20 protein-coding genes are annotated in these 17,421 nt (G+C 40.5%); 14 read left to right on the top strand and 6 right to left on the bottom strand.

Annotation, left to right across the window (positions count from 1 at the left end; all coding sequences use genetic code 11):
• Positions 1-3: 3 nt before the first annotated feature.
• Positions 4-783: a lipid asymmetry maintenance ABC transporter permease subunit MlaE gene (gene mlaE, locus PUND_RS02025; RefSeq protein ID WP_010390572.1), complete on the bottom strand. Its 780-nt coding sequence runs from the start codon at positions 781-783 to the stop codon at positions 4-6.
• On the bottom strand, positions 783-1,598 hold the full coding sequence (locus PUND_RS02020) for an ATP-binding cassette domain-containing protein (protein WP_084601856.1): 816 nt from the start codon (positions 1,596-1,598) through the stop codon (positions 783-785). Before PUND_RS02020 ends, mlaE begins: the two co-directional genes overlap by 1 nt.
• 265 nt (positions 1,599-1,863) lie before the next feature.
• On the opposite strand from PUND_RS02020, the gene PUND_RS02015 reads away from it, so the two are divergent.
• From PUND_RS02015 to mgtE, 12 genes are all read left to right on the top strand, one after another.
• Positions 1,864-2,832, top strand: coding sequence for a calcium/sodium antiporter (locus PUND_RS02015; RefSeq protein ID WP_010390570.1), 969 nt, complete (start codon positions 1,864-1,866; stop codon positions 2,830-2,832).
• Positions 2,833-2,835: 3 nt separating this feature from the next.
• Entirely contained in the window at positions 2,836-3,807 is a 972-nt protein-coding gene (locus tag PUND_RS02010) for a KpsF/GutQ family sugar-phosphate isomerase (protein WP_010390569.1), read from the top strand.
• Positions 3,808-4,359, top strand: coding sequence for a 3-deoxy-manno-octulosonate-8-phosphatase KdsC (kdsC, locus tag PUND_RS02005; protein WP_010390568.1), 552 nt, complete (start codon positions 3,808-3,810; stop codon positions 4,357-4,359).
• Positions 4,356-4,910, top strand: a complete 555-nt coding sequence (gene lptC, locus PUND_RS02000) for an LPS export ABC transporter periplasmic protein LptC (RefSeq protein WP_010390567.1) — start codon at positions 4,356-4,358, stop codon at positions 4,908-4,910. Before kdsC ends, lptC begins: the two co-directional genes overlap by 4 nt.
• Positions 4,900-5,439, top strand: coding sequence for a lipopolysaccharide transport periplasmic protein LptA (gene lptA / locus PUND_RS01995; protein WP_010390566.1), 540 nt, complete (start codon positions 4,900-4,902; stop codon positions 5,437-5,439). The genes lptC and lptA overlap by 11 nt, the downstream gene beginning before the upstream one ends.
• A complete protein-coding gene (gene lptB / locus PUND_RS01990; protein WP_010390565.1) occupies positions 5,436-6,161 on the top strand; it encodes an LPS export ABC transporter ATP-binding protein in 726 nt (241 codons plus the stop codon). Before lptA ends, lptB begins: the two co-directional genes overlap by 4 nt.
• Before the next feature lie 69 nt (positions 6,162-6,230).
• Complete coding sequence (locus tag PUND_RS01985) at positions 6,231-7,730, top strand: RNA polymerase factor sigma-54 (protein WP_010390564.1); 1,500 nt, start codon at positions 6,231-6,233, stop codon at positions 7,728-7,730.
• A gap of 26 nt (positions 7,731-7,756) precedes the next feature.
• The gene (gene hpf, locus PUND_RS01980; protein ID WP_010390562.1) at positions 7,757-8,044 is read left to right on the top strand and encodes a ribosome hibernation promoting factor; all 288 of its coding nucleotides are present in this window, start codon (positions 7,757-7,759) and stop codon (positions 8,042-8,044) included.
• Between the two features lie 4 nt (positions 8,045-8,048).
• The gene (gene ptsN / locus PUND_RS01975; protein ID WP_010390560.1) at positions 8,049-8,501 is read left to right on the top strand and encodes a PTS IIA-like nitrogen regulatory protein PtsN; all 453 of its coding nucleotides are present in this window, start codon (positions 8,049-8,051) and stop codon (positions 8,499-8,501) included.
• Between the two features lie 19 nt (positions 8,502-8,520).
• The gene (gene rapZ, locus PUND_RS01970; RefSeq protein WP_010390558.1) at positions 8,521-9,363 is read left to right on the top strand and encodes an RNase adapter RapZ; all 843 of its coding nucleotides are present in this window, start codon (positions 8,521-8,523) and stop codon (positions 9,361-9,363) included.
• Between the two features lie 17 nt (positions 9,364-9,380).
• Positions 9,381-9,653 carry an HPr family phosphocarrier protein gene (locus PUND_RS01965; RefSeq protein ID WP_008115514.1) on the top strand — a complete coding sequence of 91 codons (273 nt, stop codon included), beginning with the start codon at positions 9,381-9,383 and terminating at the stop codon, positions 9,651-9,653.
• Between the two features lie 106 nt (positions 9,654-9,759).
• The gene (mgtE, locus tag PUND_RS01960) at positions 9,760-11,118 is read left to right on the top strand and encodes a magnesium transporter (RefSeq protein WP_008115512.1); all 1,359 of its coding nucleotides are present in this window, start codon (positions 9,760-9,762) and stop codon (positions 11,116-11,118) included.
• Between the two features lie 69 nt (positions 11,119-11,187).
• On the opposite strand, the gene PUND_RS01955 is transcribed toward mgtE, so the two are convergent.
• On the bottom strand, positions 11,188-13,371 hold the full coding sequence (locus PUND_RS01955) for a YgiQ family radical SAM protein (protein WP_010390555.1): 2,184 nt from the start codon (positions 13,369-13,371) through the stop codon (positions 11,188-11,190).
• 299 nt (positions 13,372-13,670) lie between these two features.
• On the opposite strand from PUND_RS01955, the gene PUND_RS01950 reads away from it, so the two are divergent.
• Both PUND_RS01950 and PUND_RS01945 read left to right on the top strand, forming a co-directional pair.
• The gene (locus tag PUND_RS01950; RefSeq protein ID WP_010390554.1) at positions 13,671-14,219 is read left to right on the top strand and encodes an SRPBCC family protein; all 549 of its coding nucleotides are present in this window, start codon (positions 13,671-13,673) and stop codon (positions 14,217-14,219) included.
• Complete coding sequence (locus PUND_RS01945; protein ID WP_010390553.1) at positions 14,188-15,069, top strand: TIGR03899 family protein; 882 nt, start codon at positions 14,188-14,190, stop codon at positions 15,067-15,069. The genes PUND_RS01950 and PUND_RS01945 overlap by 32 nt, the downstream gene beginning before the upstream one ends.
• 46 nt (positions 15,070-15,115) lie before the next feature.
• On the opposite strand, the gene PUND_RS01940 is transcribed toward PUND_RS01945, so the two are convergent.
• Genes PUND_RS01940 through PUND_RS01930 form a run of 3 tightly spaced genes read right to left on the bottom strand, consistent with a single transcriptional unit; the run spans position 15,116 to position 17,394 of the window.
• A complete protein-coding gene (locus PUND_RS01940; RefSeq protein WP_010390552.1) occupies positions 15,116-15,886 on the bottom strand; it encodes a TIGR04219 family outer membrane beta-barrel protein in 771 nt (256 codons plus the stop codon).
• Between the two features lie 3 nt (positions 15,887-15,889).
• A complete protein-coding gene (locus PUND_RS01935) occupies positions 15,890-16,876 on the bottom strand; it encodes a DUF2333 family protein (RefSeq protein ID WP_010390551.1) in 987 nt (328 codons plus the stop codon).
• A gap of 8 nt (positions 16,877-16,884) precedes the next feature.
• On the bottom strand, positions 16,885-17,394 hold the full coding sequence (locus PUND_RS01930) for a copper chaperone PCu(A)C (protein WP_010390550.1): 510 nt from the start codon (positions 17,392-17,394) through the stop codon (positions 16,885-16,887).
• Positions 17,395-17,421 lie beyond the last annotated feature (27 nt).

Below are 17,421 nucleotides of genomic sequence, written 5' to 3'. Positions count from 1 at the left end.
CTATTAGCTAGTAAACATTACCGCTGTCAAAATAAAGTCAAAACCTAATACCGCCAGTGATGAATGCACCACTGTTTCTGTTGTTGCCTTGCTGATCCCTTCTGATGTAGGAACACAGTCATACCCTTTATAAAGTGCAATCCAAGTGACAACAATCGCAAATACGATACTTTTAATTAAACCGTTTAGTATATCTTTTTCAAACGACACCTGAGCTTGCATTATTGACCAAAAGCTTCCGGTATCAACACCTAGCCAATCAACACCCACCAAGTGAGCACCAATAATAGCGACCGCTGAAAAAATTAATGCCAGTAACGGCATACTAATTAAGCCAGCCCAAAATCGCGGCGCAATAATACGTCTAAGCGGGTCAATAGCCATCATCTCTAGCGACGATAACTGCTCGGTGGCTTTCATTAAGCCGATTTCAGCGGTTAACGCACTGCCTGCTCTGCCTGCAAATAATAACGCAGTAACTACCGGTCCAAGCTCACGTAACAAGCTAAGCGCTACTAACGGGCCTAGGCTATCTTCTGCACCATAATCAACTAAAACGGTATAACCTTGCAGCGCTAAAACCATGCCGATAAATAATCCCGACACCACAATGATCAATAATGACTGTGATCCAACCATGTAGAGTTGGCGCACCAGCAGAGGCGTACCTTTTTTTAAATTGGGTAAATGCCATAATGCACTTGCCAACATTTGCGTTGAACGCCCGAGTGCTGCAAATCGACCCAGCGTTTTATGGCCTATTTTTTGTAGTAAATCCAACATTACTGCGACTCTCCTAACAGTTCATCTGCATAGGTTTGTGCTGGATAATGAAATGGTACAGGCCCATCTGATAATCCTTTTAAAAATTGTTGCACAAGTGGTGATTCGTGCTGACGCATCTCATCTGGCGTGCCGCTACCAATCACACCTTGATCGGCAATAATAATAACGTGGTCGGCAATGCTCATTACTTCACTCACATCGTGCGTAACAATTAAAGAAGATAAACCAAGTACTTCATTTAAAGATTTAATAAGCTTAACCAACACTCCCATTGAAATGGGATCTTGTCCTGCAAAAGGCTCATCATACATAATTAGCTCAGGATCAAGCGCTATAGAGCGAGCCAAGGCTGCGCGACGTGCCATACCACCAGATAACTCTGAAGGCATTAAATCTTTAGCACCACGTAAGCCAACTGCTTGTAGTTTCATTAAAACCACTAAACGGATTAAGTCTTCACTGAGTTGTGTATGCTCGCGGATAGGAAATGCGATATTGTCGAATACCGACATATCGGTAAATAAAGCACCGCTTTGAAATAACATACTCATACGTTTACGTGCCGCGTAGAGCTCTTTACGGGACATGGCGACTATGCTGTCTTTTTTAAATAAAATATCACCGGAGTCGGGTTTGAGCTGGCCACCAATTAAGCGCAGCATCGTGGTTTTGCCAATTCCGCTTGGCCCCATAATGGCAGTAATTTTACCTTCTGGGACATCAAAGCTCATATTTTTGTATATGACCCTATCGCCTCTAGAAAAGGTAACATCCTTTACTTCTACTATTGATTGCGACAAGTCGCTCTCCATAACAATATTCTCTCATATTTCTATTTTAAGGGTTTTTTGGTCAAGATGGAAAAAACAATTCGTAAGATTTTGTAATAGCCACGTAAAAACAGCTATAAGACTGCGACAAATTGACTTAACCGATGCTTAAACAAGCAAGTTAACCCATTAAATAATTATTTTAATAACCGCCTAATGTATTACAGCTTACTCTTTTACTTATACTTTTATGGTGGCTTTTGTTACTATTCGCGCTATCTGAATTTACACTAACTGGCTTATCACAATGGTTACCTCGTTTGTCATTTTAATTCTCGGTTTTGCGGCTCTCGTATGGAGTGCGGACAGGTTTGTTTATGGTGCGGCGGCACTGGCTAAAAACTTTGGCGTACCAACATTAATTGTAGGTTTAACCGTGGTAGCTATGGGCTCATCGGCCCCTGAAATGATGGTATCCGCTTCGGCTGCTTTGGCAAATAAAACCGATACAGCCGTAGGTAATGCAGTTGGTTCAAACATCACTAACATATTATTAGTATTAGGTATTACAGCGCTTTTAAGACCGCTTTCAGTCTCTTCAAGTACATTAAAACGAGAAATTCCACTGGTATTATTGGTGTCTATCGCTACTTGGTATATTTTTTCAGATAACTACTTTTCGTTTTTTGAAGGCGCAGCCTTACTCTTTGGTTTTGTTGTTTTTATTGGTGGACTTATTTTTGTATCACTGCGAGCAAAAAACCAAGACGATCCCTTTGTTAGCGAAGCCTGTGATGAAGTACCTGATAATGTCCCAACCAAAAAAGCCGTTTTTTGGTTAGTCATCGGAATGATTTTACTTCCTGTTAGCTCACACTTTTTAGTTGGCTCAGCCGTTGATATTGCAAAATATTTTGGCTTAAGCGACTTAGTAATTGGTTTAACCATAATAGCCATAGGCACCAGCTTACCTGAACTTGCAGCTTCCATTGCGGGTGTTCTTAAAAATGAAGATGATCTAGCACTGGGTAACATTGTTGGCTCAAATATTTTTAATATTCTCGCGGTGTTACCGCTGGCAGGATTAATTAACCCATCAGTTATTGACGCATCAGTAGCTAACCGTGATGTTTTAATTATGATCGGTGCAACCTTGGCACTTATTGCTATGTCATTGAACTTTAGAGGTCAAAGACGTATCAATAGACTAGAAGGTGGCGTACTCATCGTCGCATTTATGATTTACCAAGGTTATATTTTTAGTCAAGTAGGGTGATCCATGGCAACGCTAAATTTTATTCAACAAGGCTTGCGCGTCCTTGATATAGAACGTCAAGCACTCAGCGATATCGCACAATACGTTAATGAAAGCTTTGATCAAGCGTGCCAATTAATGTACGACTGCTCAGGCCGTATTATTGTTATTGGCATGGGTAAGTCGGGCCATATCGGTAATAAAATAGCAGCCACTTTAGCGAGTACTGGTAGCCCCGCATTTTTTGTACATCCTGGTGAAGCGAGTCATGGCGATTTAGGTATGATTACATCAAATGATGTGGTTATGCTTATATCTAACTCTGGCGAAACCAGTGAAGTGCTTAATATTATTCCGGTATTAAAACGCATTGGCGCAAAAATGATTGCTATGACAGGCAACGAAACGTCAACCATGGCAACATTGGCAAATGTGCATGTGTGTATTAAAGTTGAACAAGAAGCCTGCTCATTAGGCTTAGCGCCAACAGCAAGTACCACAGCAACACTCGCTATGGGCGATGCTATGGCGGTAGCATTATTAGAAGCCCGTGGTTTTACCGCTGATGATTTTGCACTGTCGCATCCAGGTGGCAGTTTAGGCAAACGCTTACTCTTAACCTTAAAAGATGTAATGCACAGCGGTATTCACACGCCTATTATTAATGAAACGCAAACCATTAAAGACGCCTTAATTGAAATGTCAGCCAAAGGGCTTGGCATGACCGCTATTATAAATAGTAATCAGCAATTATCGGGGTTGTTTACCGATGGTGATTTACGCCGTATTTTAGAGCAACGTATTGATATACACAGCACAGAAATTAATGTTGTGATGACAAAGTCATGTACAACAGCCACACAAGACATACTCGCGGCTGAAGCACTGAACATTATGGAACAAAAACGTATTAATGGTTTAATTGTGATTAATGAGCATAATCAGCCCATTGGCGCACTAAATATGCAAGACTTACTAAAAGCGGGGGTGCTATAAATGCAGTTTGAAGATCTTTATCAGCCGTTAAGTGATGATGCAAAAGCGCGCGCAAAAAAAATAAAATTATTAATTTGCGATATTGATGGTGTGTTTTCTGATGGGCGCATTTATCTTGGCAACCAAGGTGAAGAGCTCAAAGCCTTTAATACCAAAGACGGGTTTGGCATTAAAGCCCTTATTAATAGTGGTTTTGAAGTTGCCGTGATCACAGGTCGTCACTCAAAAATAGTTCAACAACGTATGAGCAATTTAACCGTACAACATATATACCAAGGCCAAGAAGACAAACTCATTGCCTATCAAGAATTAAAACAAAAATTAGCGCTCAGCGATGAGCAAATAGCTTACATTGGTGACGATGGCCCTGACATGCCAGTGATGGAAAAAGTCGGGTTTGCAGTAGCCGTAAACGACGCCCACCCACTGATTAAACGTTTATCGCATTATGTCACTCAGTTGCCAGGCGGCTTTGGCGCAGTAAGAGAGTTAACAGATTTACTGATGCTTGAAAACAATAAGCCACTTACTAGCCAAGGAACCAGTTCATGAATGTAGCTCGCATTATACTGAGCATCTTATTCATAAGCTGTATGGTTTGGCTTTGGTATCCTTATTTTTCTCAGGTAGATATTATTGCGGATGAACAAACTCAAACTATTGCTAAGCCTGATTACACTGCGATTGAGCTAAAACAAACCGCTTATAATGAGCAAGGTAAAATAAGCCACAAAGTAACTGCGGTAAAAATGGAGTTATACCAACAACTTGGTTTTACCTTTTTTGAAAAACCTATATTTACGTTATACAACGAGCAGCAAACATGGCGTATTAACGCTGATGAGGCCACCCTCTACGACGATCGTCAACTCGTATTAGAGGGCAATGTAAAAGCGCTAAATTTAGCCGATAACGCCATGATCGATACGATCACAGCCGATAGCATCAATGTAGATATAAAACTACTCACTATGCAGTCAGAGCAGCCTGTCGTTATTACAGGACCTAATTTAAAAATCACAGGCAAAGGCCTTGAGGCCGATTTAAAAACCGAAGTGATTAAACTTATTAACCATACGCGAACCCTATATTATGACCAATAACCTATTTAAAATTCTAATTGTTCCTTCATTACTGATTGCATTTCATAGCCATGCAGAGGAAACCACTGAAGCCCCTGCGGCTAATCAAATCTCAATTAGTGCTGACAGGCAGGAAGGTCAATTAAAAGAAAACGTGGGCATTTTTGAGAAAAATGTTGAAATTATTCATGGTAATCGCCGTATCACAGCTGACCGTTTAGAAGTGCATAAACGCGATGACTTAGGCGATAACAAGCAATTATTAATTGCCACAGGCAGCCCTGCATATTTTGAAGAAACACAAGCAGATGGCACCATCATGAGTGCCAGTGCGAATGAAGTGCGTTACGATGTTTCGCAACGTTTTTTAACCTTAATCGGCGATGCCAGTATTGCTCAAGCAGGTCAAAAAATAACTGCTAAAAGTATCACCTACGATATAGAGCAGCAGTTAATTAGCGCAGAAAAAGACGAAAACTCAACAGACCGTGTACACACTATTTTAGTGCCTGTTGAAAACAAAAAAGAAGACGATAAAGGCCAACCATGAGCACATTAAAAGCAGAGCTACTAGCAAAAAGCTATAAAGGCCGTGAAGTGGTGAAAAACGTTGGCCTAGAAGTTGAAGCTGGCAGCATTGTCGGCTTACTTGGCCCCAATGGCGCAGGTAAAACTACGACCTTTTACATGATTGTAGGCCTTGTACCTAGCGATAAAGGTAAAATATCAATCGATGATCAAGATATCACTTTATTACCAATGCACAGTCGAGCTCGCCTAGGGATAGGATATTTACCACAAGAATCATCTATTTTTAGAAAGCTGACGGTTTATCAAAACTTAATGGCTATATTAGAAACACGTAAAGGGCTCAATAAGCAACAACGTGAAGATACCTTAAATAATTTACTTGATGAATTTAGTATTCAGCATATTCGTGACAGCCAAGGTATGGCTCTGTCAGGTGGTGAGCGTCGCCGTGTTGAAATTGCGCGAGCATTAGCAGCAAATCCTAAATTTATACTACTAGACGAACCCTTTGCAGGGGTTGATCCTATCTCTGTATTAGATATTAAAAAGATTATAGAGCACCTTAAAAACCGAGGAATTGGCGTATTGATCACAGATCACAACGTCCGCGAAACACTTGATGTTTGTGAAAAAGCCTACATAGTTTCTCATGGGGAGTTAATTGCATCAGGCACTCCAGAATATGTATTAAACGATAAAACAGTACGCGATGTTTATTTGGGCGAGCAGTTCAAGCTCTAATATGTGTGTTATTCCACTAAGCATCTGCTAAGATTAATCATACTAATTTAAAAGGATTGTTAGAGATAAATGAGGCAATCATTACAGCTGCGCATGGGCCAGCAACTTACAATGACTCCACAGTTGCAACAAGCAATTCGCTTATTGCAGCTCAGTACATTGGATCTCCAGCAAGAAATTCAAGAAGCACTCGATAGTAATCCCTTGCTTGAAGTTGAAGAACAAGATTACAGTGAAGATGCTGCGGGTAAAAACGAACAAAAAGCCGATACCGATGAATCAACGCTAAGTGCTTCAGCTGATGAAAAACCTAGCGAATATGAGCAAGATAGCGGCGAAGCCATGACCAAAGACACCATTAGCGATGATATGGCAATGGATGTTACATGGGATGAATACATGAGCGCAGCACCGGCCTCTTCATCAGGACCAATGCCTGAAGATGAATCAATTTATCAAGGCTCTTCAACTGAAACGCTACATGAATATTTAATGTGGCAATTGCAACTGACACCGTTTAGCCCTACTGATGAAGCCATCGCGATTGCAATCGTAGAAGCCGTGGACGATTCTGGTATTTTAACCCTTAGCTGTGAAGAAATATTAGAAAGTTTTAATCAAGAAAACGACATAGAAGATGAAGTTGAACTTGATGAAATAGAAGCCGTATTAAAGCGTATTCAGTTATTTGATCCGGTAGGAATAGCCGCGCGTAGTTTACAAGAGTGTTTGTGTATTCAATTGAATCAGTTTGATCAAGACACGCCTTTTTTAAGCGAAACAAAAATGATCTTAACTGATCACATTGACTTACTGGCTGCGCGTGATTATCGCACATTAATGAAAAAAACTAAGCTTAAAGAAGATGAGCTTAAAGAGGTCATGACGTTAATTCACACGCTGAGTCCAAAACCCGCTGACACTATTGTTAGAGAAGAGTCTGAGTACGTTATTCCTGATGTGTCGGTTAAAAAAGTAAAAGGCCGTTGGGTGGTTGAACTAAACCCAGATAGTATGCCTAAAATTAGGGTAAACAGCCAATATGCAGCTATGTCGCGTACGGTTAAATCAAGCGGCGATAGCCAGTTTATTCGCTCACACTTACAAGAAGCTAAATGGTTTATAAAAAGCTTAGAAAGTAGAAACGACACACTGCTTAAAGTAACTAACTGTATTGTGCAGCAACAACAGGCCTTTTTTGAACATGGTCCTGAGGCGATGAAGCCTATGGTACTTAATGACGTGGCCGAAATGGTAGAAATGCACGAATCGACTATTTCACGTGTTACTACGCAAAAATACATGCACACACCACGCGGTATTTTTGAGCTTAAATATTTCTTTTCAAGCCATGTAAGCACTGAAAATGGTGGCGAATGTTCATCTACAGCAATACGCGCATTAATTAAAAAATTAATCGCTGCAGAAAACTCAGCTAAACCATTGAGTGATAGTAAAATTGCAGATATATTGGCTGAGCAAGGAATTAAAGTAGCAAGGAGAACTATTGCAAAGTATCGCGAATCTCTAGCTATTCCCCCGTCTAATCAACGTAAAAGTTTGATTTAAGGCGTACAACAAAGAGGAAAATGTTTATGCAACTGAATTTAACTGGTCGCCATGTAGATATTACCGACTCGCTTAGAGACTACGTAAATAGTAAATTTTCGAAGTTACAGAGGCACACTGATCACATAACGAATGTGCACGTTATTCTCGATGTAGAAAAACTAAACCAAAAAGCCGAAGCAACCGTTCATGTTAGTGGCGCTGAGATTTTTGCTTCTACTGAACACCAAGATATGTATGCCGCTATAGACTCGCTGATTGACAAGCTAGATCGTCAAGTAATTAAACACAAAGAGAAACTTGCTCGACACTAACACTATGAAATTAAGCTCACTTATCTGTCAGGACTGCAGTAAAGCTGCGGTCCTTTTTAATAGTAAAAAAAGAATTTTAGAATTTATCAGTGAATTGGCTCACAATAAACTGCCCTATTTAACACAACAAGATATTCTTAACGCGTTAACCGCCAGAGAAAAACTAGGGAGTACAGGTATAGGTCGAGGAATTGCAATTCCACATGGTCGTATGAGTGGTGTACAAGAGCCTCTTGCACTTATATTAGTGAGCGAAACGGCTATTAATTTTGATGCGATAGATAACAGACCGGTCGATATTTTTGTTGCCTTAATTGTACCTGATGGTGACAATAAGCAGCATTTAAAAACCTTAGCCACTATAGCAGAAAAGCTCAACGATAAAGAATTTTGTAAGCAATTACGAGCGGCAAAATCCGACAATGAGCTGTATCAAGTAATTGTAAGTCAACCGTAGTAACAATTAAGGGTGATAAATGGAATTAATAATTATAAGTGGTCGCTCAGGTTCTGGTAAATCTGTTGCGCTGCGTGTTGTTGAGGATTTAGGTTATTATTGTGTAGATAATATTCCTTTAAATTTATTGCCATCTCTTGTTCGTAGTGTTTCCGACAGCTACAACAAAATAGCCGTAAGTGTTGATGTGCGTAATTTACCTAAAGAGCAGCAACAGTTTAATGAAATCATTGAATATTTACCTGGTTTTACTAAGCCAACGGTGTTTTATTTAGACAGTGACGATCAAACCTTAATTAAACGCTTTTCAGAAACACGGCGTCTTCATCCTCTTTCGATTGACTCACTGCCACTTGATTTAGCAATAAAAAAAGAAAAACAACTCCTTGATGTACTCATTAACCGTGCCGATTATATGATTGATACTACGGATTTAAGTGTGCATCAGCTGGCTGAATCTATTCGTGAAAAAATACTCGGTAAAAAAGACAAACAACTGATCATTACCTTTGAGTCATTTGGTTTTAAGCACGGTATACCCAAAGAAGCAGATTATGTATTTGACGCTCGCTTTTTACCAAACCCGCATTGGGAGCCTGAACTTAAGCCACTCACAGGGTTAGATCAACCAGTAAAAGACTACCTAGCCAGCCACAGCATAGTACAAAAATTTACATGGCAAATTCAAACATTCGTGCAAACATGGCTGCCTCATTTAGAAAGAAATAACCGCAGCTATTTGACCATAGCTATTGGCTGTACCGGAGGGCAACACCGCTCAGTTTATTTAGCGCAAACTATAGGTGAAAGCTTTGCAATGAGTCATCCTAATGTAAAAATTCGCCATCGAGAACAAGAATAAAGCTTGAGAGAATATTAATGCGGTTAGAAAACACATTTTTAATAAAAAACAAGTTAGGCCTGCATGCCAGAGCGGCTACGGTGCTGGCACAGCTTTCTGTGCAATTTGATGCCTCAATCACGTTATTTCAAGATGATAAACAAGCCGCTGGCGACAGTGTATTAGCACTTATGTTACTCGAAAGCAGTCAAGGCAAAGAAGTTAAGGTAGTATGTGAGGGCCCTGACGCAGAACCTGCACTTAATGCAATAGGTGAGCTCATTGACCAACGATTTAATGAGCAAGAGTAATCCTGCTTATAAGCTAAGGTTAATAGTGGTTGAGGTAGTTTACTGATATAAAGTAAGATAAAGCGATACCCCATCATCGTGTAATAAAATTTAATTAAGGACGCCAATGCCTGAAGCTTTAGAACAAGATATTCCACTACAACAACTAAAACAGGTGACTAAGTCACTAAATAGTGGTCAATTTGTTCAAGTTAGGCGCATGCTGGCAAAAACGGCACCTTGTGATACCGCACTTCTTTTAGAATCATCTCCCCATAAAATTCGTCGCATGCTCTGGCAACTGGTTGATCCTGATGTACAGGGTGATGTACTTGAAGAGCTCTCTGAAGACGTACGCTTGGGTATTATTGCGCAAATGGCACCTGAGCACATTGCTGCTGCAACAGAAGACATGGGCCATGATGATTTAGGGGAAGTACTACGTAGCCTACCAGACACCGTATATAAAGACGTTGTTAGTGCTATGGATATTCAAGATAGGGAGCGTGCAACACAAGCTCTATCTTACCAAGAGCGCTCTGCTGGCGCCTTGATGAATATCGATACCGTAACTATTCGCCCTGATGTAACTCTAGATGTTGTACTACGTTATATTCGCTTACGCGGTGAACTGCCAGAGGGCACCGATGACTTATACGTTGTAGATAAACATAACTGTTTTTTAGGCGCCTTATCGCTGAGCACTTTATTAACTAATCCCCCTGAAAAAATTGTTCAGGATTTAATGGATGAAGAGTGTGAATCTATTCCTATTTCAATGGATGAAAGCGAAGTAGCGCAACTATTTGAACGACATAACTGGATATCGGCACCAGTTGTCGATGACAACGCGCATTTGCTTGGTCGTATTACTATAGATGATATCGTTGATGTTATCCGTGAAGATGCAGAGCATAGCTTATTAAGCTTAGCGGGTCTTGATGATGAAGAAGATACCTTTGCGCCGGTCTTAAAAAGCTCTAAAAAGCGCTCAATTTGGCTAGGTGTAAACTTACTAACTGCATTGCTGGCTGCAATTGTGGCGAGCTTTTTTGAAAACACCTTAGCTATATTACCAATTCTTGCTGTGCTCAATGGCATTGTCCCGTCAATGGGTGGGGTTGCAGGCAGCCAAACCTTAACTTTGGTTATTCGCGGTATCGCGGTGGGCCATATCAACCAAACTAACCAACGTTTTTTATTATTAAAAGAACTCGCTATCGGCGCGATTAACGGTATGGTTTGGTCTATCCTAATTGCCGGTGTCGTTGCGCTTTGGCAATGGGATTTCAAACTCGGTGGTGTTTTAGCGTTTGCTATGTTTATGAATTTAGTTGCAGCAGGTATTGCGGGTGCTAGTATCCCACTATTACTTAAAAAAATGAAAATAGATCCAGCACTGGCAGGCAGTGTGGTACTAACCACAGTAACTGATATTGTTGGTATATTTGCCTTTTTAGGCACTGCAACTTGGTTATTGATTTAGGCTCTAATCTTTTTATAAATAAAAACACCGCGTCAATACGCGGTGTTTTTGTTTAAGCCGATAATTACTTTACCTTGCGCGCTGGCGATTACCGCCCACCTTAGGTTTAGTGTTGGCTTTTTTAAACTGACTAAAGCCAGTATGACGAGTAAGCGCAGGGCGACCGCCCTTGTTACCTTTACCGCCTTTGGCTTGCCTTTCATCTCTGCCTTCTTCTGGCACTAAGCAATTTGGACCTTTACCAATGAGTTTAGCTTTGCCCATGTTACGAAGGGCTTCACGGATCATTGGCCAACCGGCAGGATCATGGTAACGTAAAATTGCTTTATGCAAACGACGCTGGCGCGCGCCCTTTGGCACCGCAACTTGCTCAGTATTATTTTTAATATTGCGTAGCGAGTTCATTTCAGTATGATAAATGGTGGTCGCATTAGCCATCGGTGACGGATAAAAGTTTTGCACTTGATCAAGCTTAAAGTCATTCGATTTCAGCCACAAAGCCATATTAACCATGTCTTCGTCTTTAGTCCCTGGGTGAGCAGAAATAAAGTATGGAATTAAATACTGCTTTTTACCCGCTTCTTTAGAGTACTTATCAAATAGCGCTTTAAATTCATCGTAAGCACCCATACCCGGCTTCATCATCTTAGATAATGGGCCATCTTCAGTGTGCTCTGGTGCAATTTTTAAATACCCACCAACATGATGAGTTACTAACTCTTTAACGTAACGAGGATCACGTACGGCAAGGTCATAACGCACACCTGAAGCAATTAAGATCTTTTTGATCCCTTTAACCTCACGCGCCTTTTTATATAAATCGATAGTCGGGGTATGATCAGTATCCATATGCTTACAAATATCAGGATACACACACGACAAGCGGCGACAGGTACTCTCTGCTTTTTTACTGGTACAACGCAGTTTGTACATATTTGCGGTTGGTCCGCCTAAATCAGAAATAACCCCAGTAAAGCCTGGCACTTTATCTCTAATTTGCTCAATCTCTTCAATAATTGATTCTTGAGATCGGCTTTGAATTATTCGCCCTTCATGCTCAGTAATAGAACAGAACGAACAGCCGCCAAAACAACCGCGCATTATGTTTACCGACGTTTTAATCATATCGTAAGCAGGGATTTTGTCGTCGCCATAACTTGGGTGCGGAATACGCTGATACGGTAAACCAAACACATCATCCATTTCTTGGGTTTCAAGTGGATAGGCTGGCGGATTCACCCAAATAGAGCGATCGCCATGACGCTGAAACAACGCTCTTGCACAACCAGGGTTGGTTTCTTGGTGTAAAATACGCGATGCATGGGCATACAATGGTTTATTAACACTGACCTGCTCAAAAGCGGGTAACTTAACGTAAGTTTTTTCCCATGGCTTAGGACGCGCAGGCTGTATGGTAATTGGTTTTGCAGCTTCGGCTTTTAAATCAATACCCGCTTGCTTAAATTCTGATTTAGCACAACCCACATCATCCGCCCCATAAGGATTAGGAATAGGGTCTATTTTACCAATTTTATCAATGGCTGTTGAATCACTGCCACGCCAACCGGGTAAAGGCTCTTTACGAATAACCGCCGTGCCTCTCACATCTTGTATGGTATCTATGGTTTCACCCGCAGCGATACGATGCGCCACTTCAACTAACGGGCGTTCGGCATTACCATAAATTAAAATATCGCCTTTAGCGTCAAATAATACGCTACGACGTACTTTTTCTTGCCAATAGTCGTAATGAGCAATACGACGCAAGCTGGCTTCAATGCCCCCTAACACGAGCGGCACATCTTTATAGGCTTCACGACAACGTTGCGAGTATATGATCACGGCGCGATCGGGGCGTTTGCCACCTACATTTCCCGGTGTGTAAGCATCATCATGGCGCATTCGTTTTTCAGCGGTGTAACGATTGATCATCGAATCCATGTTACCGGCTGTAATACCAAAAAATAAGTTAGGCTTACCCAATGCCATAAAGGCATCTTTCGAGTTCCAATCAGGCTGAGCAATAATGCCCACTCTAAACCCCTGTGCTTCAAGCACACGGCCAATTACGGCCATCCCAAAACTAGGATGGTCTACATAAGCATCACCGCTAATAATAATAATATCGCAGCTATCCCAGCCAAGCGCGTCCATTTCTTCGCGTGTTGTTGGTAAAAATGGGGCTGTGCCATAACACTCAGCCCAATACTTAGGGTATGAGAATAAGCCGCGATCAGCTTTTAATGTGCTCATAAAATTGGCCGTTCAATAACAAAAGGCGCGAATTATACCCTATCGACATCCACGTTGATATAGCACAAAATGAAAGCACTGATTAAAAATTGTTTACCTTTATCGCATTACTAAAACAGACAAATCATCTAAGCTGATTACTGCTAATGTCTGCTTTTAGATTTATTTAAAGTAGATAAACTAGATAAAAATGATCGACTCTAGGCTAAACTATTAAATAAGCTGTGATTATTAATAATTCATAGATGCTGTAATATTAAAACCAATGAGGCATACCTATTAAACTACTTAAACAATTAATGCAGTTTTCAGCCATCTTACTGTTGGCGTTTGTTGTTGTGGGATTACTTTTACCACAAAACTATCACGTGCAAAAAAGCATTAAAATAAATGCCCGCCCTCCTGTTATAAAGTCATTAGTGGAAGATTTTACTCAGTGGTACAAATGGTCGCCGTGGCAGCAAATAGATCCCAATATTGAATTTAGTATTGGTGAACCTAGTGCTGGTGCGGGAGCCTATCAATCTTGGCAAGGAAAGTGGGGGCAAGGCGAAATGACAATCACTTCATTAAACGCCAATGAAGTTGTATTTAATGTATTATTTAATCAAGAACATATTATTACTAGCCGATTACTATTTAGCCCCCATGCAAAAACTGTAACCTGGCATATAGAAGGACAAGCAACTGTGCCGCTTATATCTGGCTATGTTGCTATATTTGCTGAAAATATATTAAGCAATATAGTCACCCTAGGGCTAAATAACTTAAAGACGGTAGCCCAACTCAGTGATGCACAAGCAATAATGGAAAGCCATGACAGTCAAAACCGCACAAGCCAGAATTAAACTTGCCAATATTATTGAGTCACTGTTAGGTTACTCGGTCACAAAAGTGAGTAATACGCCTGCAGCTGATGAAAAAACCTATAATACGCAGGGAAAAGCAAAGTCTCTTTACCGTATTAATAGCGAGCATTCAGTGTTAGCTCGAGCACAAAAAAGACAAGATCTACTGCTAATAAAACAACAACAAAATATCGAGACTATTTTAGCCTTGGCAATGGAATTTTGTCCTGATGTAGCCTGCGCTAAACAGCCTGATGCCGATTGGGTAGAGCACTTTATTGCCTTGTGTGAAGATACCTCAAATCAATCAATGCAAACATTATGGGCAAAAATTTTTACTGGCGAAACCATTAGCCCAGGTACCTTTTCTATAAAAAGCTTACAAACCCTCAAACATATGACCCAGCGCGAAGCGGATTCATTAAGAAAGTGTGTGTCTATTTCAGGGTATAACGAAAAGGATAGTAGTCACCTAATATTTTTAGGTTATTACAAAAAGCCCTCGTTATTTGATTTATTAGGCAAGGGAAATAAAGTGTCATTAAGCATAGGTAAAAGCGGTGTGAGCTTTCCTGATGTATTGACCTTAATGGACTTAAACTTGCTTTATCGTAAAGAAATTGAATCCGCTGCATTAAAAGCAGGACAAGAGATCACCCTCTCCTTTTTAACTCAAAAACTAACTTTAAAAGCAAAAAGTAACGACTTAGTACTAAGCTATTATAAGTTTACCCAAACTGGTGATGAACTGTTTAGACTAATGAATTACCCAATTAATAAAGTGTACAAACAGTTAATTGGTGCAGCATTTGAAGGGGAATTTGAATTAGTGTGGCACACTTCAAAATAACTAAAAAAAGCCACACAAGGTGGCTTTTCATTAAACTAATCGGTGCTTAAAAGTGAACTTGTATGCCCGCAAATGGCCCCGATGCATCAATATCAGTATTAATATCATCTACATCATCAAGCTCTAAAACCATAGAGCGGTAGCCCGCTTTAACCGCAACATCAACGGCTAGATTATCAATAAACTCCCAAGCAATACCCATTTGGTAATCTCGTACTTTACTGTCATCAATGGCTAAAAAGCTGCCTTCAGCAAAAACACTTAAACCACTAAATGGTAAACCCGCTTCAAAACGTCCGTATGCTAAAGGTACTACACCTGAGAACTCTTCAATTTCAGTGAAGTTAGCACCACCTTGTTGTGATGTACCTGTTACCACAAGCTCACCATCGAACTGCTTAGCATTAATACCTAAATCAATTGAGATTAAGTCGTTATCAAAAATCTCATAGTAAAGAATATAATCAATGTGCGATAAGTCAGTGACTGAATTAACATCAGTGCCAACAATATAATCAGAGCCATTAAAGCTAAATGTATCTTCAAGTTGCGTTGAACCGGTTAGTTCAAGCTCAGTGTATTTTAGTTTTAAGTTTGGCACTAATGGAACCGGATGCTCAAGTGCAGCGTAATAGCTAACAAAAGTCTCATCTTCAAAATTGAAGTTTTGTAGGGCGTTATTATTATCAGAAAAGCTACCGTCATTATCGGCTTTCCAACCATCAACCCCTACATACAAACCCAATACAGTATCGGCTTGTGCTACAGGTGCTAAACATGCCATTGATAAGGCTGCTGCTATACAATACTTTTTCATTTTTTATCCTTGCGCTAATAATTCGCTAAGTTCAATCAGTGCCGCATTGGCTCTAGAGATATAATTTGCCATAACGAGTGAATGGTTGGCGACATAACCGAATCCGTTGCCGTTTAAAATTATTGGGCTCCAAACGGTTTCTTGGGTCGCTTCAAGCTCGCGTATAATTTGTTGTAAACTAACACGGGCGTTCTTTTTATCAAGTACTTCGGCAAAATCATATTCAACCGCTTGTAAAAAATGCAGTAAAGCCCAAGTAGCACCGCGTGACTCATAAAATACATCATCAATTTCCCACCACGATGTTCTTACTTGTTGTTGTAATGGCGTATAAGTAGCTTGTGTATTTGAAGAGTTGCCTGCTAAATCGGTATTTACCTTGTCTTGACCTACACTCGCACTCAAACGTTGGCTTAAACTACCTAAGCGTTTTTCAGCTTCTTTTAACCAACTGCGTAAATTATCTGCACGTGAGTAAAATTGGCTATCGCGCTCATGCTGATTCGCAATTTGAGAACGGTAAACTAATAAGTAATCAATACCTTTCTGATATTCGCCCTCAGCACTTGGCCATGCCCATGCTTCAGAACTAATATTAAATTGTGGCTGTGCTTTTTTAAGCGCTTCGTGCTCAGTAGATTGTGACTGTGAACGACTAAAATCTTTTCGCATTGATAGTGCTAAATCACGCACCATTTCCAACGCGCCATACTCCCAAGCGGGCATGTTGTCCATTATTACGCTCGGTGGCAGTACATCATTTGATAAGTAACCGCCTGACTTAGTTAAGAGGGTATCAGCGACGGTGATAAGTGTTGAAGTGGTTACATATCCTGTTACTGGCTTTTCACTGCGTTGCTGCGCTTGCTGCTTGGCATTTTGTACCACATCAAAACGTGCAGGCTCTATGCTCCAGTACACTGCAATAGCGTAAAATACGACAAACAATAATACCAATGCCGTTATTATTTTTCCTTTATGCTGTGACATTTATCCCCCTAATGATGACTATGATCTTTTGATGCTTTTACAGGCTCAGCTTGTGATGCTAGCGAAACTACTTTCGCATTGGTGAATACTCGATTCCCGTCTTCAAAATATAGCGTGAGTTTGCGTTCTTGACCTACTTTTAACGGCTCTTGTGGTTCAAACACCATTAAATGGTAGCTTCCAGGCTTAAAATCGAGTTGCTGGTGAGCTTTAATAAGCAATGATTCTACTTTTTGCATTTTCATCATGCCATCAGCGTGGACGTGCTCATGGATCTCAACACGACCTAAACCATCTATGGTCGCTCTTGTGAGTGTTGCCGGCACATTACTGTGGTTTTCAATACTAAAATAACCCACGCTGGCTTTAGTGGCAGGTAAAAACTCTCTTACTTGCGCATTTGTTACTTGTAATTGCGCAACAACACTATCGTGTTCATGCCCTTCGTGCGCCAATAACGAAGACGAAAAAACACCCACCAATAATGCACTTGCACTTAAAATACATTGTTTAATCATCAGTAAAATCCTTGTTAAAACATAAAA

The organism is Pseudoalteromonas undina (assembly GCF_000238275.3).
Classification (GTDB): domain Bacteria; phylum Pseudomonadota; class Gammaproteobacteria; order Enterobacterales; family Alteromonadaceae; genus Pseudoalteromonas; species Pseudoalteromonas undina.
Note: the sequence above shows the minus strand (reverse complement) of the source record. Positions and strands in the feature narration are given on the sequence as shown.

Bases quoted from the DNA above. Each gene is read 5' to 3' on its own strand.
- mlaE (WP_010390572.1), bottom strand. From the start codon at position 783: ATGTTGGATTTACTACAAAAAATAGGCCATAAAACGCTGGGTCGATTT.
- PUND_RS02020 (WP_084601856.1), bottom strand. From the start codon at position 1,598: ATGGAGAGCGACTTGTCGCAATCAATAGTAGAAGTAAAGGATGTTACC.
- PUND_RS02015 (WP_010390570.1), top strand. From the start codon at position 1,864: ATGGTTACCTCGTTTGTCATTTTAATTCTCGGTTTTGCGGCTCTCGTA.
- PUND_RS02010 (WP_010390569.1), top strand. From the start codon at position 2,836: ATGGCAACGCTAAATTTTATTCAACAAGGCTTGCGCGTCCTTGATATA.
- kdsC (WP_010390568.1), top strand. From the start codon at position 3,808: ATGCAGTTTGAAGATCTTTATCAGCCGTTAAGTGATGATGCAAAAGCG.
- lptC (WP_010390567.1), top strand. From the start codon at position 4,356: ATGAATGTAGCTCGCATTATACTGAGCATCTTATTCATAAGCTGTATG.
- lptA (WP_010390566.1), top strand. From the start codon at position 4,900: ATGACCAATAACCTATTTAAAATTCTAATTGTTCCTTCATTACTGATT.
- lptB (WP_010390565.1), top strand. From the start codon at position 5,436: ATGAGCACATTAAAAGCAGAGCTACTAGCAAAAAGCTATAAAGGCCGT.
- PUND_RS01985 (WP_010390564.1), top strand. From the start codon at position 6,231: ATGAGGCAATCATTACAGCTGCGCATGGGCCAGCAACTTACAATGACT.
- hpf (WP_010390562.1), top strand. From the start codon at position 7,757: ATGCAACTGAATTTAACTGGTCGCCATGTAGATATTACCGACTCGCTT.
- ptsN (WP_010390560.1), top strand. From the start codon at position 8,049: ATGAAATTAAGCTCACTTATCTGTCAGGACTGCAGTAAAGCTGCGGTC.
- rapZ (WP_010390558.1), top strand. From the start codon at position 8,521: ATGGAATTAATAATTATAAGTGGTCGCTCAGGTTCTGGTAAATCTGTT.
- PUND_RS01965 (WP_008115514.1), top strand. From the start codon at position 9,381: ATGCGGTTAGAAAACACATTTTTAATAAAAAACAAGTTAGGCCTGCAT.
- mgtE (WP_008115512.1), top strand. From the start codon at position 9,760: ATGCCTGAAGCTTTAGAACAAGATATTCCACTACAACAACTAAAACAG.
- PUND_RS01955 (WP_010390555.1), bottom strand. From the start codon at position 13,371: ATGAGCACATTAAAAGCTGATCGCGGCTTATTCTCATACCCTAAGTAT.
- PUND_RS01950 (WP_010390554.1), top strand. From the start codon at position 13,671: ATGCAGTTTTCAGCCATCTTACTGTTGGCGTTTGTTGTTGTGGGATTA.
- PUND_RS01945 (WP_010390553.1), top strand. From the start codon at position 14,188: ATGACAGTCAAAACCGCACAAGCCAGAATTAAACTTGCCAATATTATT.
- PUND_RS01940 (WP_010390552.1), bottom strand. From the start codon at position 15,886: ATGAAAAAGTATTGTATAGCAGCAGCCTTATCAATGGCATGTTTAGCA.
- PUND_RS01935 (WP_010390551.1), bottom strand. From the start codon at position 16,876: ATGTCACAGCATAAAGGAAAAATAATAACGGCATTGGTATTATTGTTT.
- PUND_RS01930 (WP_010390550.1), bottom strand. From the start codon at position 17,394: ATGATTAAACAATGTATTTTAAGTGCAAGTGCATTATTGGTGGGTGTT.